This is a genomic window from Elusimicrobiota bacterium (genome assembly GCA_016180815.1).
Classification (GTDB): domain Bacteria; phylum Elusimicrobiota; class Elusimicrobia; order JACQPE01; family JACQPE01; genus JACPAN01.
In genome coordinates this window covers 140,680-155,688 of record JACPAN010000015.1, presented here as the reverse complement: position 1 = coordinate 155,688, position 15,009 = coordinate 140,680, and the positions used below count along the sequence as shown (strand labels likewise).

Here is a 15,009-nt window from a genome sequence, read left to right as displayed (position 1 = left end):
TCTCATGCGACCTTGCCATCTTATTCTCGACGGTTCCTGGGCCGCCTTGTCGGCTCAATTGGCGCGCTCCATCGCCGCGGCCCGGACCGAAGCTCAAGCGAATGACCGCTTGGTCGTGGCTGTCCCCTCGCAAATCGCGCGGCATTGGCTTTTAAAAGAGCTGGCGCGGCAGTTGGACAATGATTTGGCCGGCGTTGATGTCATCACCATCCATCAACTGGCCATCGAGAGTTTCCGCTGGCTTAAGCGCGACGCGCCTGATGTCACCGAAGACAAGCGCTACCTGGCTTGCTGCTGGAAGCTGATCCAAGAGCGGCCCGCGTTTCATTACCCCAAACGCGACCCCTACCCGACCTGCGCGGCCTTGTATTCCGTCGTCCGCGAATTAAGGGATGCCGGGGTGACGCCTGAAGAAGCCGAGTGGCTGCTGACGAATGAACCCTACGAAAACCTGCCGCCCAGGGCCGGGGCGCGCGGCCGCGATGTGTTCGGCCTTTATCATGACTACACCCAAACGCTCAACGAGAACGGCTGGACCGACGGACCGCAAATGATGCTTGAAGCGGCAATGGCCATCAGTGAAAACGCGGCCGGCGGCCGGGGCGACGCGCCGGGCGCTCTGTTCATTTGGGGCTTTTATGAATTCACGGGCGTTCAAAAACTTTTTCTCAAAGCCGCGGGCGGCTTATGCGCCGTGACCGTTTTTCTGCCGCAAGATGCCTTCACACAGCCGATGGCTGACGAGTTCATCGGGTGGGGATTTAAAGCGGCCGAAAACACCCGGCCGCGCGACGCCGCCGGCCATGCGGACATTCTCCGCTGCGCTTCGCCCCAAGAGGAAGCGCTAACCGCGGCCCGGCTGATCAAAGGCTGGGTTCAAGAGGGACATGCGCTGGCCTCCTGCGCCGTGATTTACCGGGACACCGCCGCTTATTTTCCGATCCTTGAAAAAATTCTGTTGGAAGAAGGAATCCCTTTTGTGGCGCCCGAAGATCCGCGCGAGACCTTGGCTCAAAAACCCCTGGGCGCGGTGTTAAAAGCCGCGCTTCGTTTCTGGGAAAGGCCCGGCGCTTCCCGCGCGCTCGACATACTGGAGCGGCCCATGAACGGTATCGCCCCCGAACTCCGGCCCCATACCGCGGCGGCGCTCGCCAGACTGCTCTCATTATCGCCGGCTCAGCGCAGCCTGCTCATCGCGCAAAAAACAGCTGCGGGCGCCGTTGAACAACTCGTGGAATGGGAACCGGACTGCCCAAAAACACTCAAAGGCAAAGTCGCCCAAGAGACGCTCCGATGGTTCGAATTATTATGGGAGGGGGCCGATCTCAGCCGCCAGGCGACGCCCGCGGCGCTGGCTGCGTGGCTGGATAAAATAGCGGTCAAACCGGCTGCTCCGGCGCTCAAGCAAGCTTTGGAAAAATTCCGCGAAATTCTTGAGGCGTTTCCCGCCACCCTCTTGAATGCGCGCGCGATTGCCGTTGAGCTGATGGAAGAAGCCATGGCCGGCGTGATCCTCGATTCCGCGCGCACGCCGGAGCGAGCCAACGGGGTCTGGTTATTAAGCGCCAACCAGGCCAGGGGCGGCTGCTGGCCCAATGTGATTATTTTGGGCGCGGTCGACGGGGCCTACCCCATGGACCCCCGCGACAACCCCTTTCTCCCCGATATCCTGCGCCGGCGCTTAAATGAACTCGGTTTCGGCTTAAAAGAAACAAAGCGCGACCGGCGCTTCAAAGCCCGCCGGCTCAAAGAATCCGTTCTGGAAACCGCGGAAGACGCGCTGATTTTCAAGCTTCTTCAATCGTCGGCCGGGCGGGCCTGCGTCATCACCTACCCTCAGGTGATGACCGACGGCAAACCCGCCCTGCCTTCCCCTTATCTTGATCTCCAGGCCCCGCCCGGCGAACCGGGGCCGAAAAAATTGCCGACCGCGCCAGGCAACGGCTCCGCCCGGCAACAAACCGCGACCATCCCCGAGCCCTCAGCCGCCGCTGTCGTGCGTCTGGATAAAAACGACTGGAATGATTGGCTGTCGAAACGCAAACGCCTAAGCCCCACGGCCTTATCCGACTTTCTCTCCTGCCCGCAAGCCTTTGCTTTCAAACAGATTAAACGCCTCCCCGGCCTCCCTCCGCCGCCGCGGGCGGAATTTTTTCCGGCCGTTTTTTTGGGGGAGGCCTTTGCCCGGACGCTCTACAACGCCTTCGGCGGCCCAAAAAAAGCGCCTTGGAAACTGCTGTGGAATGAAGAGCTGGGCCGCGCGTTCGGCGCGATCGACCGCAGTCAATTGGCGCCGGCCGAACGCTATAAAATGAACCGGATCGAATCCCTTTTAGAATTATTAAACGCTGAATGGGCGAAGCTGGCGCCGGCCATGCCCGCGAAAACGCTGGAGCGCGAAAAAACCCTGGCGCTGACCGGCGGCAACGGCCGCGTCATGAGCTTCGAATGCCGGGCGGACCTGGCGCTGGGGGAAGACACGTTCGTCGAAATCAAGCTCAAACGGCGCTCCGCGTTCGGCGATACAACGGGCGCGAGGACCAAAGCCTTGGGCATGCTTGAAAAACTCATGTCCCCCGGCTCCCCGGAAGGGCCGCGCTACGGCCTTCAAATTCTTTTTTACCTGCTCCACGCCCAGGAAAAAAACCCGTCCTCGGGCCAGGTGCTGTTGATCAACGCCTATTGGGAAGTCGCCGCCAATAAAGCGCCGCTTGTGTTCGGCTGGAAAACCGCAGAAAACTTGGCGCCGCAACGCGAGCGGCTGAGCCGGTGGCTGAATCTTTTCGAGGCCGGAGTCGCGGCGGATGCCGAAACCGTCCTATTTCCCTTTTGGCCGCATGAAAAATTCGCAGAGCGTTGCTCTTATTGCCCGCACCAATCCTTGTGCTTAAAAGATGTGCCCGCGGCGCGGCGCATCCATGAAGAGCTGACTCAACCCTTAAGCGCTTCGTTTGCGCTTGAAAACGACGATGATGAATAAAAGCCTTTTTCAAGAGCCGGACTTGGAATCGCGGGCCCTGGCTGAAATCCTGGCGGATTTTTCCAACAATATCATGGTTCGCGCCTGCGCCGGTTCGGGCAAAACCAGGCTCTTGGCCGCCAAATGCCTGGTGGCCTTGCTGCGCCAGGAAGGACCCGGCCGCGTGGTGGCCATCACATTCACGGAGAAAGCGGCTCAGGAGCTTAAAAGCCGCGTTCTGCATTTCTTAAAAGCCGTGGCCACGGCTTTGAGCCCGGACAGCCTGTCATTCGACGGCAGCATCCCCTGGGCAGAAATCGAGCATGGGCTTAAAGCCCAGCGCCATTTTCCCAAAGGCGAACGGTTCTGGAGCCATCTCAACAAAAAAGCCGGGCAGCTCCTGGACGTCAGCGCGCGCCAAGGACTGGAAATCGGCACCATCCATTCCTTCGCCAAAAAAATACTGGACAATCACCCCTTGGAAGCCCTGGGCGGCCTGTTGACGCGCTTTGACGCCAGCGGGGCCGGCCTTAAAGAATTGCTGGGGGAACTCTCCGGGGATGAAATCGTGCATCAAGCCGCCGCCTTAAGCGGCGTCTCTTATGCGCAACTGGAAGCCTTGCTGTTGGAAACGCTGGAGGAAACTAAAAAAGGGCTGGGGGGACGGCCGGGCGAAACGCTGAGCTTCAGCGCCGATCATGCGTTCGCCCGAACGCTTCAAGAGGCCTGGCCGAACATGCTCGCCAAAGTGAAGCGGGCGCTGGAACAAAGCAAGGAAGAGGGTTATCTTGACTATGACTTAATCCTGTATTGGCTCGACCGGTTTTTAAACGAAGGCCCGGCGGATATGATCGCGGATGTGCAGGCCGGCATCGGGTATATCCTCCTCGATGAACTTCAAGACACGGACCCGGTCCAATTAAGGATCATCGCGCGCCTGGCGGGCATGGCCCCCGGCGTTAAGGAAGCGCCCGGAGGCCGCTTATTCATGGTCGGCGACCCGTTCCAATCGATTTACGCTTTCCGGGGCGCGCGGCCGGAACTGATCTTCGGCGCCAAAGAACGCATGAATGTCAAAGAATACACGCTGGCCGGCAATAAAAGAAGCGGCCCGGGCATCCTGCGCTTCGTCAACGAAGTTTTTCACGGCGCCTTGGAAGGCTATGAGCCCATGGGCGCGGCCGGAAAAAAATCCTTCAACGCGGACGTCATCTATTGGCATCAAATGCCCGCCCAATCGTCCGGAGACAATCATGATGAACGCCGCCGGGAAGCCCGGCATGTGGCCGCCGCCATTGCCGGGCTGGCTCGCGAACGCGTCTGGCCTTGGAAAAATTTTGCGATCCTGCTGAGGAAAATGAGCAATGCCTGGGTGTATTTTGACGAGCTCAAAAAAGCGGGCGTCCCGGCCGTTCTCGAAGGTTCGGAAACGGCCGCGCTGCGCATGTCTCTGACGGTGCGGGATTTGTTTTGGCTGATGACGCTTTACGGCAACCCCGATGACTCCAATGCGCGTTTCTATTTCCAGTACACGCGCCGGCGCGACGCCGACATCGAACAAGACATCGTCCGTCCCGTGGCCGGCTTAAGGGAACGCCTTTTTGAAACGGCTGCTCCCGGGCTGATCGTCACCGGCTTAAAGCAATGCTTCGGATTATCGGCCCAAGCGCGCGCCCTGGGACCGGAGGAAACCCGCGCTTGGGAAATCGCCGAAGTTCTGGCCTGGAGTTCCGGCGGCGATTCGGCCGCCTTCCTGAAAACGCTGCGCTCGCGGCTGGAGCCCCGCCTTGAAGAGGAGGAAGAAGACAGAAAAGAAGCCTCCTGGGAAGGCGATGCCGTACGCATCGCCACCATTCACAAGGCCAAAGGACTTCAATTTCCCTGCGTTGTGGTGGCGGGTTTAGCGGACTGGAAGCTCAAGGTTCAAGGCAAAAAACTTTTTTGGGACCCGGCCACCGGCCGCGCCGCCATCGCGTTTAACAGCGCGGCTAAGGACAATTTTTTGGGATCGGATCCGGCGTTATTTAAAGAACTCAAAGAAGCCCGGCGCCAAAAAGAATTGGCCGAAGAAGCCCGGATTCTTTATGTGGCGCTGACCAGAAGCGAGGAAATGCTTGTTGTGTTTGAGCCGCCCGCCGCCGATAGAACGCGCTCCCGGTCGGTGGGCGCAGTTTTAACCCCTTTAACCAAAGCCAAAACCCTGGCTCAAGAGTGGGACTGCCCTCTCTGCAGCGCCCGGGAGCAGTCCGCTCCCGAAATGCCGCCGGCCCCTCCGATCGCCGCCGGCCAGAGCGATCCCATTGAAGCCGTTCCGGCTCAAATCAGGCCCGCCTTGCTTTACGCTTCGGAAAAAGAACAATTATCGGACCAGGAGCATCCGGCCGGAAAACGCGCGGGCAAAGGCGACCCGCGCCTCATTGGACAACTGATCCATTCGGTTCTGGAACGCCTGCCTTGGGGCCCGGCTGATCAACAAGAACTGAACCGTTTGTTCACCCAAGCCGCGTCCGATTTGAAAAAAAACGAAAAAAACTGGGCAAAGGGCACCGAAGAAGAAGCGCTTGCGGCCCTCGGCGTATTTCTTCAATCGGACTTATGGCGTGAGATATCAGGCCGGCGGCTTCTCGCGCGCGAGCTGCCCGTCGCCTATGCTGCCGGCGACTCTTTGATTGTCGGCCGCGTGGATTTGATTTACGAAGAAGCCCCGGGCCTTATTGTTGTGGCGGATTACAAAACAGAAGCCGCGTCCGCCCAAGAGCATCGCCTTCAAGGCCGCCATTACCTAAACGCGCTGGAAGGATTTAAAAAACGCCTCGGCGCCAAAAATATGATTTTTGAGGTTATCTCGATCAGCAATGCCAAGCGTTACCGCTTGGGTGCCTGAGCCAGGCGTTCCCGGAAAAAAAGCCGCATCCCTTCTTTCCAATCCGGCAGCGGGCCGCCGAAATCATGGCGCCACAGGCGATCCGAAAGCTCCAGGCGCTCGGGGCGTCCGGCGGACAAATTCAATTCCTGTCTGGTCGAGGGCGCGGCTAAATGCCGGGGAGCGCCGATGGTGTCCGCCAAATATTGGGCGATTTCAAGATAATTGGGAACGCCCGGGCTCACCGCATGATAAATTCCGTACGTCTTACGGTTCAAGAGCTTGATGATGGCCTGGGCTACGAAGGCCGCATGCGTCGCATGCGCGGCCCAATCAACGGCGCAGCGCATGGATGAGCCGGCGCGCAGAGCCGCAAAGGCGTTGTTAATGAAACTGAAGGTGTCGTTGGGGCCGCCGAACATTTTCCCGGTGCGCACAATAAAATAACGGCGCAAATGAGCCTGGATATAACGTTCGGCTAAAATTTTCGTTTCTCCATAAACATTGGCGGCTTTAGGCGGGTCGTCCTCGCCGTGAACGCAGCGCGCATCCAAACCGTAAAAGACCTGATCGCTGGAAACGAAACAAAGCTCGGTATCAAAACGGTCGCAGGCTAACGCCACGTTCCTCGTTCCTAAATAATTGACGCGATAAGCTTCTTCGGGATTCTTCTCGCATTCATCCGGGCTTCTTAAAGCGGCCAAATGAATCACCACGTCGGGATTTTGACGGGTGATGGCGGCGCGGACCAAATCGCAATCTCCGATATCGAGCGGTTTCCAAACAACACCCGGAAGCATTGCCCCGGGCTGTTTTCTGGAAAAGGCGGCGATTTCCCAATCTAAACCTGCCTGCCCGGCAACGTCAAGCAAAGCGCGGCCCAACAACCCCGAAGCGCCGACAATCGCTGCGCGCATGGATTTATCATAAAGAAAAATTTGATAAAAAGCAGCTTCCATGCAGCCGGCAAAATTCACCCTAGGCGTTGATGAAGCAGGACGGGGTTCGCTGATGGGGCCCATGGTTTTATCCGGGTTCTTTTTAAGGGATCGCGAGGAATTGGAACGCCTCAAAGCATTGGGCGTCGATGACTCCAAAAAGCTTTCGCCCGGTGAGCGGGAACGCATTTACGAAGCCATGAACGGATTCTCTTATCAAAGCGTCGTCTTTACGCCCAAAGATATCGACCGGGAAAATATCAACCGCCTGGAGCTTTTAGGCGTGCGCGACTTAACCCAGCGCTTTAAGCCTCAAATCCTGATTTGGGACGCGCCCGTGCCGCCGGAAGGCATCCCCAAGCTGCTGTGTCATTTACGCTTCGTGGTCGGCTGGACCGAAGAAGCCCCAAGCCCGCATATCATTCTCGAAAACAAGGCGGACGCGACGTATGTGGCTTGCATGGCCGCCTCAATCGTGGCCAAGGTGACCCGGGACCGGGAAATCGCGCGGCTGCGCCAAACCCTGGGCGATTTCGGCAGCGGCTACCCTTCGGACCCAAAAACCAGGGCGTTCATCGCCAATGTCAACGGCGGCTGGGAAGCCATCGCCCCGCATGTCCGACATAAATGGTCCACCCTGAAAAAAATATCGGATTTAAAATCTCAAGCTTCGGATTCCCAACAGCAAACGCTCTGTGCTGCGTAGCTTCAACGGCAAAAAACCCAGCGTTCATCCCAGCGCCTTCATTCATCCCTCGGCTGAAATCATCGGCGATGTCCAAATCAAAGCCCGCGCCTCGATTTGGCCCGGCTGCGTATTGAGGGCGGATACGGATCGCATTATTATCGGGGAAGGAACCAATGTTCAAGACGGCACCGTCATTCATTGCGATCCGGGCGCGCCTTCGATCCTGGGCAAACATATTACGGTCGGGCACCGGGCGCTGATTCACGGCAGCCGTATCGCGGACCATGTGCTGGTGGGCATGGGCGCCATTGTCATGGCTGCGCGCATCGGATCCTGGTCCCTGATCGGCGCGGGCGCTTTGATTTTAGACGGCGCGAACATCGCGCCTCGAAGCCTGATTTTAGGCGTCCCGGCAAAAATCCTCCGCAAAACAGGCCCTAAAGAAAAAACAGCCATCCGCAACGGCGCCAAAAATTACATCCGGCGCGCCAAGGCCCACCGAACAACAAGCGTTGCGCTGTTTGGCTGAACCCATCCGCCCCCGCCGAATCTACACTATGTTGCTGCGACGTTTTGGGCCGCAAGGCTGGTGGCCGGTGACGCCGAACAACTCGACGGCCCCCCGATATCATCCCGGACGCTTCCCCGGCATCAACCCTAAACAAGCGTTTGAAATCGCGGTTGGGGCGATTTTGACCCAGAATACGGCCTGGTCCAATGTCGAAAAAGTCTTAGACGCCATGAACAGACGCAACTTCGTCAGCCCTCAAAAAATTCGCGCCGCCCGCGGCGCGGAGCTCGCGGCCCTCATCCGCTCAAGCGGGTATTTCACTCAAAAAACCCGCAAACTCAAAATTCTGGCCCGCTTCGTCGGCCAAGAAACCGGCGATGACCTGACATCATTAAAAAATAAGCCCATGGATTGGCTGCGCAGCCGGCTGCTGGCTTTATGGGGCATTGGGCCGGAAACCGCGGATTCCATTATGCTCTATGCCCTGGGCCGCCCGGTTTTCGTCGTGGATGCGTACACACGGCGCATCGGGGAACGCCTCGGATGGCCCTTTAAAAACAAAACCTACGAAGAGATCCGCGTTTTTTTCGAACGACGATTACCGGCCGACGCCCGCTTATTACAGGAATACCACGCCCTGTTGGTTGAACTGGCCAAACAACATTGCATCAGAACCAATCCTCTGTGCGCATCCTGCCCGTTAATGAACGTCTGCCCAACGGGAATCAAACGCGCCCCACGGCCATGAACATCTTCTGCCTCGCTGTTTTTATGGGGTCGGCCCTGACTTCTTTTTATGCCGTTGAGAAACGCCGGCCCGGCCTGTTGGCCTTAGCCAAACCGCTGACCACGCTGGCGTTGATCGGGGTCGCCGGTTTCCCGCCTGAAGGATTTTTTAACGGCATGATCGCCGCCGGTTTGCTTTTTTCATTAGGCGGCGATATCGCCTTATTGAGCGACAAGGATAAGCCTTTTTTAATCGGCCTCTCCCTGTTTCTGCTGGCCCACCTCTGCTATATCGTCGCCTTCCTGGGCCAAGCGCGATGGGCTTCCTTCATGATGCCGGGATCGCTTTTCTTGGGATTGACGGCTTTGCTGTTCGTCAGGATTTTATGGCCGGGCTTGGGCGGATTAAAAATTCCCGTTGTTGTTTATGCCGCGGCCATCACCACCATGGTGACCCTTGCCCTTGGTCTTGTGCCCGGGCCGCTGCCTAAACAAGCCGCCTTATGCGGGGCGGCCGGAGCTTTGCTCTTTTATTTGTCTGACGCAAACTTGGCCTGGGCTAAATTCAAAAACAATTACCCGCGCGCCGAACTGGTCACTCTTTCGCTTTATTGGGCGGGTCAATTGGGGATTGCCCTTGCGGCGTCGTCGGGTTGATCAAACGCTCGATGGCCTGAAGCAGCAGCGGGGTCGCGCGGCGGCCCAGAGAATTAGTCTCCTCGTAATGATGCCCCTTGGGCCTGGGGTGCATGGCCGGGCTCATGGCATTGATCCGAAAATCGTATTCCGGAACAATATAACCGATTTCATCATTGGCTAATCCGATAATCATGCGCACGCGGCCCGGCATTTTCTCCTTAAGATAAGGCCCCTTGGGCGCGCGGTTGACATCAGGCGGCCTGGGGTTATCGGGCTTGGTCAGCGGGTAATGAAATTTAAACTCGCCGCCATAACCACCTAAAACCAACTCCGGAAAAATCTCGCCCGGCACGGCAAGCAAGCTGGCGGCGCCGCCCAAACGAACCAACGCCGCTTCTGTTTCAAGATAAGGAAAAACACGCCCGAAAACACGCGCGTCGAGCCAAGAAAAAAACAGCCTCATGTGCCGCCCCCAATGTTTCCAGTAACGGTCCTTCCATGGCCGGCCCTGGGCATCCACAATCGGCCGGCCCTGACGCACATTCTCCAGGAAAGCCAGATAAAGAATATTTTCGATGGGTAGAAGAACCGTTGTTGAAGAAACGGCCAGCGCCGCGTCTTGGCCGACGGGCTGGGCATCGGCCGCGGCGTCAACCGCGTGATGGGCAAGTTCCTTGCCGATACGCTCGGCCTCGCCGAACGTCGGGGCTCGGGCGTCCGGGCTCATCAATCCGCCGATGGAGCCCGCGAAAAAAACCGCGGTTCCGCCGGTTAGCAACTCCAATTCGCGGGTGAGGTAAGACGCGAAATCGCCGGTGATTTCAAAATTATCGCGGCCCAGAACTTCCGGATGGCAAGACCAGGAAACAATCGACGCCACCCGGCGGCCGGAGGAACGGCTTTTCATGACCAAAACCCCCATCTCATCGTCAATCACCATAGGATCGCGAAGGTCTCGAACCAGCCCGGCCACCGGCACTTTGCGCGCGGCTGCGGTCAACGACACGGGCTCAAGGCGTTTCAGCAAATCCGCGATCAACGCCTGGACCTTGGTGACGGTGTCCTCTATATAAACGGGATCAACGCCGCCAATGCCGGGTTCAGGCCCCCACAAGCCCAATGTATCCGGGCCGGAATGCGTATGCACGGAAGCGACAAGAATATACGCGTCGGGAAAGGCGGAGCGAATTTTCTCCACCTGCGGCCTGGCGAATCCGATGAAATCCAAGCCGACCAAAACAACGGTTTTATTGCCGTCGCTTAAAGCCGCGGCGCGCGCGTACAAAGGATCGCGCACGCCGCGAGCCGGGCGGCCTTGCGCGCCGTAACCGGCCAAATACACGGGCCGGGACAAATCCGGGGTAATATCCGCTTTTCCGGCGGCGCCGCGCCAGCCGGCAAATACGGGGTTTTGCAGGACGAGGGCTAAAAAAAGAAAAACGGCGCTTGTCAGGGCGCCGTTGCGCTTAGATCGCTTTCCTTGACCCGAATGATATTGGAATAAATCCATGGCCTTTTTTTCTTACGCACCGTACGCCAGGCTTCGACGCGGTACAAGCCCGGGGCCTCAACCGGCCACGACAGGCTCTCGCCGGTTGTTTCGCCCAGCTTCTTATTATCCTTAAAAATCTTGATATTGCCGACCGCTCCTTGAGGAAGCGTCGCGCTCAACGTGCGCGAAGAAATCTCAAAACGAAAGCCTCGCGCGTCCTCGATGACGGGAAAGCCGACATAGCTTCTGCCCCCGGCTAAGGCTTTTAAGATCGCCTCTTCGCTTTTGCCCTCGGCCCAAACATAGGTGGCCAAAAACTCGAAGGAGGCGTCGTACGGATCAATGAGCCGTCCCATCACCCGGACGTTTTGATGCGCGTCATTGCCGCCCATAATACCCAAGGGCCGACCGGCGACCAGGCGATGCCAAATTTTGATCTCCGTTTTATGATGCCTCAAAAAACTCAACCAAAGTTTGCGCAAATCATCCTTGTGGGACAAAAGCAAATGCAGCCAGCGCGGCCAATGCCTCCAAGCCCGCCAAATATCCATGTGCGGATTGTAAATCTCGACGCCGTCCAGCATATCCGGGTACGGAAATTTGGGCGAATAGGCGGTATGCCCCAAAAACAAAAAAGCCCCCGCTGCTTTGGCCTCCAGCAACCCTTCCATTTCATGGCCCCGCAGCCACAAAACCTTGCCTGCCGGGGAACCCAAAACCAGCACCTGATGTTTTTTCTTGATCGTGACTTCAGCTCCCTCAATCCACAACAAATTCTCCTCAACCGGCAGAACCGGAACGCCTTTGATTTTCAAACGCGGACGTACGCCTTTGGGCGGCGGCTGATGATCCGTTAAAATGACAAAGTCAAAATTCTGCGTCCGCAGCGCCTGGCCGATCTCCTTAAAGGAGCCTTTGCTGTCATGGGAACGATAGGAATGAACGTGGATCGCGCCTTTCAGACATTCTTCGGAAAAACCAAACGATGCCCAAAAAACAAGCCAAGAAAACAGCAGCATAAACCGCTAGGACTTGCCGGGGTTTTTTAAAATTTCTGGGTTGACGCAATTTGGCGGAGTTCGCCGCGCAAAAAAATCCAACAAATTACCGGCCGCAGCCTCGGCCATTTTCAGTCTCGTCTCAACGGTGGCGCTGCCTAAATGCGGGCTTAACACGACATTGGGCAGTTTGGCCAAGCCGGGCGCCAAACGCGGTTCGTCTTCATAAACATCCAATGCGGCGCCGGCCAAACGCCGAGATTTAAGAACGGCGACCAAGGCTTTCTCATCGATAATCGGACCCCGCGCCGTATTAATCAAATAAGAACCGGGCTTCATCAAATTTAATTCCCGCCGCCCGATTAAATGCCCGGTGGACGGGCTCAACGGCGCGTGAATCGTGACCACATCGCTGGTTTTAAGCAAATCCTCCAAACTCATGGCTGCGGCGCCCAGTTCCATTTCCGCTTCATCGTCGCGCTTTCTGGCGGTATACGCGATGCGCATGCCCGAAGCCAAGGCGCGCCGGGCCACGGCCCGGCCGATGCGGCCCAAACCGATAATGCCTAATGTTTTCCCCGATAAATCCCGCCCCAAAAAAAGATCCGGCTGCCAGCCCTTAAAGCGCCCCTCGCGCATAAAACGATCCGCCTGAGGCAAATGCCGGACAACGGACAACATCAACCCCCAGGTCAAATCCGCCGTCGCTTCCGTGAGCACGGAGGGGGTATTCGTCACCATAATGCCGCACTCGGTCGCAGCGGCGATATCGATATTGTTGTAGCCCACCGCGAAATTGGCGATGATTCTAAGCCGCGGCAATTTTTTGAGCAATGCCGCATCAATGCCATCGGTCAAAAACGACAGCAACCCCTCGCAGTTGCGGCCTTCGCGCGTCAAACGCCTCGATCCAACGGGCAGCGTAACCGGGATTTCCTTGACGGAACAAGAGCGGCTTAGGCGTTGTTTGATTTCAGGAAATATTTTTTGGGTGATCAGAACCCTGGGTTTCATGGGCTCAACGCATCAACGCCGGCCGGCGCCGGCGCGCAGGGTCCGCTCAGCTTACGGATAAATGCCCCGGATACGCAAAGCCTGGGCGACCCGCTCCACGGCCAAAATGTAGGCGGCCATGCGCAAATCGACTTTCTCCCGCTTAACGATCCGGTAGACCTCGTCAAAACCCTGCTTCATCACTTCCGTCAGGCGGGCGTTGACGTTTTCCGCTTTCCAGAACAGCGATTGAATATCCTGGACCCACTCAAAATAAGACACGGTGACGCCGCCAGCGTTGGCCAAAATGTCCGGGATCACGGTCACGCCTTTCGCTTTCAAAATCTGATCCGCCTCCGGCGTGGTCGGGCCGTTGGCGCCCTCAACCACGATTTTGGCTTTGATTTGAGCGGCATTTTCCCCGGTAATGGCGCCTTCCAAAGCGCAAGGCGCCAACACATCGCAATCGCAAGCCAACAACTCGGCATTGCTGATTTTTTTGGCTTTGGGGTAAGTGCCAACGGAAATGGCGTCTTTTTTATGGATGCGCAAATCCTCGATATCCAAACCATTGGGATCGTAAACGCCGCCGTCTTTATCCGACACAGCCACGACCTTGACGCCCATATTGTGGAAAATGCGCGCCGCGTTCGTGCCAACATTGCCGAAACCCTGCACGGCCACGCGCATTTTTTTAATGTCGAGGCCCAGCGTCTTCGCCGCCTCGATGGTCACCACGACCACGCCGCGGCCCGTGGCTTCGCGGCGGCCCTCCGACCCCCCGATTTCAATAGGCTTGCCCGTCACCACCCCTGGCGCGGTATGGCCTACGTTCATGGAGTAGGTGTCCATAATCCAAGCCATGATTTGCGAGTCCGTGTTCACGTCCGGCGCCGGGATATCCTTGTCCGGGCCCAACAACAAGCCGATCTCGCTGGTGAAGCGCCGCGTCAAACGCTCGAGCTCCCCCAAGGAAAATTTCTTCGGCTCGCAGATCACGCCGCCCTTGGCCCCGCCGAACGGCAAATTCATCACCGCGCATTTCATGGTCATCCAAAAGGACAAGGCCTTGACCTCGTCCAAACTAACGTCGGGATGGTAGCGGATGCCGCCCTTGGCCGGGCCCCGGTCCAAATTATGATGCACACGGTACCCCTCGAACGTCTTAATCGAGCCGTCGTCCATCTTGACCGGAATGGAAACGATAAGCACGCGCTTGCAATGCGCCAAACGCTCGTAAATCCATTGCTCGAGCCGTATTTTTTTGGCGACTTGATCCAACTGAAAAAGAGCCTGCTGCCAGGGATTCGTCAAAGAATGAACGTCCTTTTGTTCAAGGGTTGCGGGCATAAGTCCAGGGTCCTCCTTGATTTTTGTTAATGGTCCAGATACATGAAGCCCCCACAGGGCTTGCCCATATTTTAGCTGTTCCAACGTGCAATTTACGCAAGCCGGGGCTGTGGTAGAATGAACCAGAAATGTCGCGGAAACCCCCCTCAATATGAACAAAAAAGGCGCCGTCGAGGTCGTGACCGGCAGCATGTTCTCCGGCAAGACCTCGGAGCTGATCCGGCGCTTGCGCCTGTGCGTCTTGGCCAGAAAAAAAGTCCAAGCCTTCAAATCCCATTTGGATGACCGGTATAAAAACGATCAAATCGTCAGCCATGACGGTTTTGAATTCGAAGGCATCCCGGCCCGCTCCTCGTCGCAAATCCTGGAGCGGCTGACCCCGGACACCCAGGTCGTGGGCATCGATGAAGCCCAATTCTTCGACATAGGCCTCATCGACACCTGTGAATTAATGGCGGAACGGGGCATTCGCGTGGTTGTGGCGGGTTTGGACACGGATTACCGGGGCATGCCCTTTGAAGTCATCGCTCAACTGTTGGCCCGAGCCGAAGTCGTCACCAAAAACCTGGCTATCTGCAGCGTGTGCGGCAGCGACAAGGCGCATTATTCGCAGCGCTTGGACGGCGGCGGCAACGGGCGCGTTGTTGTGGGAGCCGCGGAAAAATACGAAGCCCGCTGCCGCAATTGCTTTGTCGCTCCCTCCGATCAAATTCCGGTAAAAGCCGGTATTCCGGAACTGGTCCAAAGCGCGCGCTAAGGGTCTGTTAAGGAATTAATGATCAATTTGGAGGCCCAGATTTGTACCGGATGCTAGGCGTAAGGAGCGCAGCGTGCCTGAAAGGCACGTCAGCG

12 protein-coding genes are annotated in these 15,009 nt (G+C 57.4%); 7 read left to right on the top strand and 5 right to left on the bottom strand.

Annotation, left to right across the window (positions count from 1 at the left end):
• Positions 1-4 precede the first annotated feature (4 nt).
• Both HYT79_08595 and HYT79_08590 read left to right on the top strand, forming a co-directional pair.
• Complete coding sequence (locus HYT79_08595; GenBank protein ID MBI2070646.1) at positions 5-2,980, top strand: PD-(D/E)XK nuclease family protein; 2,976 nt, start codon at positions 5-7, stop codon at positions 2,978-2,980.
• Positions 2,970-5,843 carry a UvrD-helicase domain-containing protein gene (locus tag HYT79_08590; protein ID MBI2070645.1) on the top strand — a complete coding sequence of 958 codons (2,874 nt, stop codon included), beginning with the start codon at positions 2,970-2,972 and terminating at the stop codon, positions 5,841-5,843. The genes HYT79_08595 and HYT79_08590 overlap by 11 nt, the downstream gene beginning before the upstream one ends.
• Here the strand turns inward: HYT79_08590 and HYT79_08585 are convergent.
• A complete protein-coding gene (locus HYT79_08585) occupies positions 5,825-6,739 on the bottom strand; it encodes an SDR family oxidoreductase (protein MBI2070644.1) in 915 nt (304 codons plus the stop codon). The two genes, HYT79_08590 and HYT79_08585, sit on opposite strands and share 19 nt — an antisense overlap.
• 40 nt (positions 6,740-6,779) lie before the next feature.
• Here HYT79_08585 and rnhB point away from each other — a divergent pair, with 40 nt between their 5' ends.
• Genes rnhB through HYT79_08565 form a run of 4 tightly spaced genes read left to right on the top strand, consistent with a single transcriptional unit; the run spans position 6,780 to position 9,342 of the window.
• Entirely contained in the window at positions 6,780-7,466 is a 687-nt protein-coding gene (gene rnhB / locus HYT79_08580; GenBank protein ID MBI2070643.1) for a ribonuclease HII, read from the top strand.
• Positions 7,456-7,977, top strand: coding sequence for a gamma carbonic anhydrase family protein (locus HYT79_08575; GenBank protein ID MBI2070642.1), 522 nt, complete (start codon positions 7,456-7,458; stop codon positions 7,975-7,977). The genes rnhB and HYT79_08575 overlap by 11 nt, the downstream gene beginning before the upstream one ends.
• Positions 7,978-8,005: 28 nt before the next feature.
• Positions 8,006-8,707 carry a hypothetical protein gene (locus tag HYT79_08570; protein ID MBI2070641.1) on the top strand — a complete coding sequence of 234 codons (702 nt, stop codon included), beginning with the start codon at positions 8,006-8,008 and terminating at the stop codon, positions 8,705-8,707.
• The gene (locus HYT79_08565; GenBank protein ID MBI2070640.1) at positions 8,704-9,342 is read left to right on the top strand and encodes a lysoplasmalogenase; all 639 of its coding nucleotides are present in this window, start codon (positions 8,704-8,706) and stop codon (positions 9,340-9,342) included. The genes HYT79_08570 and HYT79_08565 overlap by 4 nt, the downstream gene beginning before the upstream one ends.
• Here HYT79_08565 and HYT79_08560 read toward each other — a convergent pair.
• The 4 genes from HYT79_08560 to HYT79_08545 are packed head-to-tail and all read right to left on the bottom strand — an operon-like array spanning position 9,281 to position 14,157.
• Positions 9,281-10,834, bottom strand: a complete 1,554-nt coding sequence (locus HYT79_08560; protein ID MBI2070639.1) for a hypothetical protein — start codon at positions 10,832-10,834, stop codon at positions 9,281-9,283. The two genes, HYT79_08565 and HYT79_08560, sit on opposite strands and share 62 nt — an antisense overlap.
• Positions 10,774-11,835 (bottom strand): hypothetical protein, encoded by a 1,062-nt coding sequence (locus HYT79_08555; protein MBI2070638.1) that lies wholly within the window; start codon positions 11,833-11,835, stop codon positions 10,774-10,776. Before HYT79_08555 ends, HYT79_08560 begins: the two co-directional genes overlap by 61 nt.
• 6 nt (positions 11,836-11,841) lie before the next feature.
• Positions 11,842-12,828, bottom strand: a complete 987-nt coding sequence (locus HYT79_08550; GenBank protein MBI2070637.1) for a D-glycerate dehydrogenase — start codon at positions 12,826-12,828, stop codon at positions 11,842-11,844.
• Positions 12,829-12,879: 51 nt separating this feature from the next.
• The gene (locus HYT79_08545; protein ID MBI2070636.1) at positions 12,880-14,157 is read right to left on the bottom strand and encodes a Glu/Leu/Phe/Val dehydrogenase; all 1,278 of its coding nucleotides are present in this window, start codon (positions 14,155-14,157) and stop codon (positions 12,880-12,882) included.
• Between the two features lie 151 nt (positions 14,158-14,308).
• Here HYT79_08545 and HYT79_08540 point away from each other — a divergent pair, with 151 nt between their 5' ends.
• Positions 14,309-14,914, top strand: a complete 606-nt coding sequence (locus HYT79_08540) for a thymidine kinase (protein MBI2070635.1) — start codon at positions 14,309-14,311, stop codon at positions 14,912-14,914.
• The last annotated feature ends 95 nt before the right edge of the window (positions 14,915-15,009 follow it).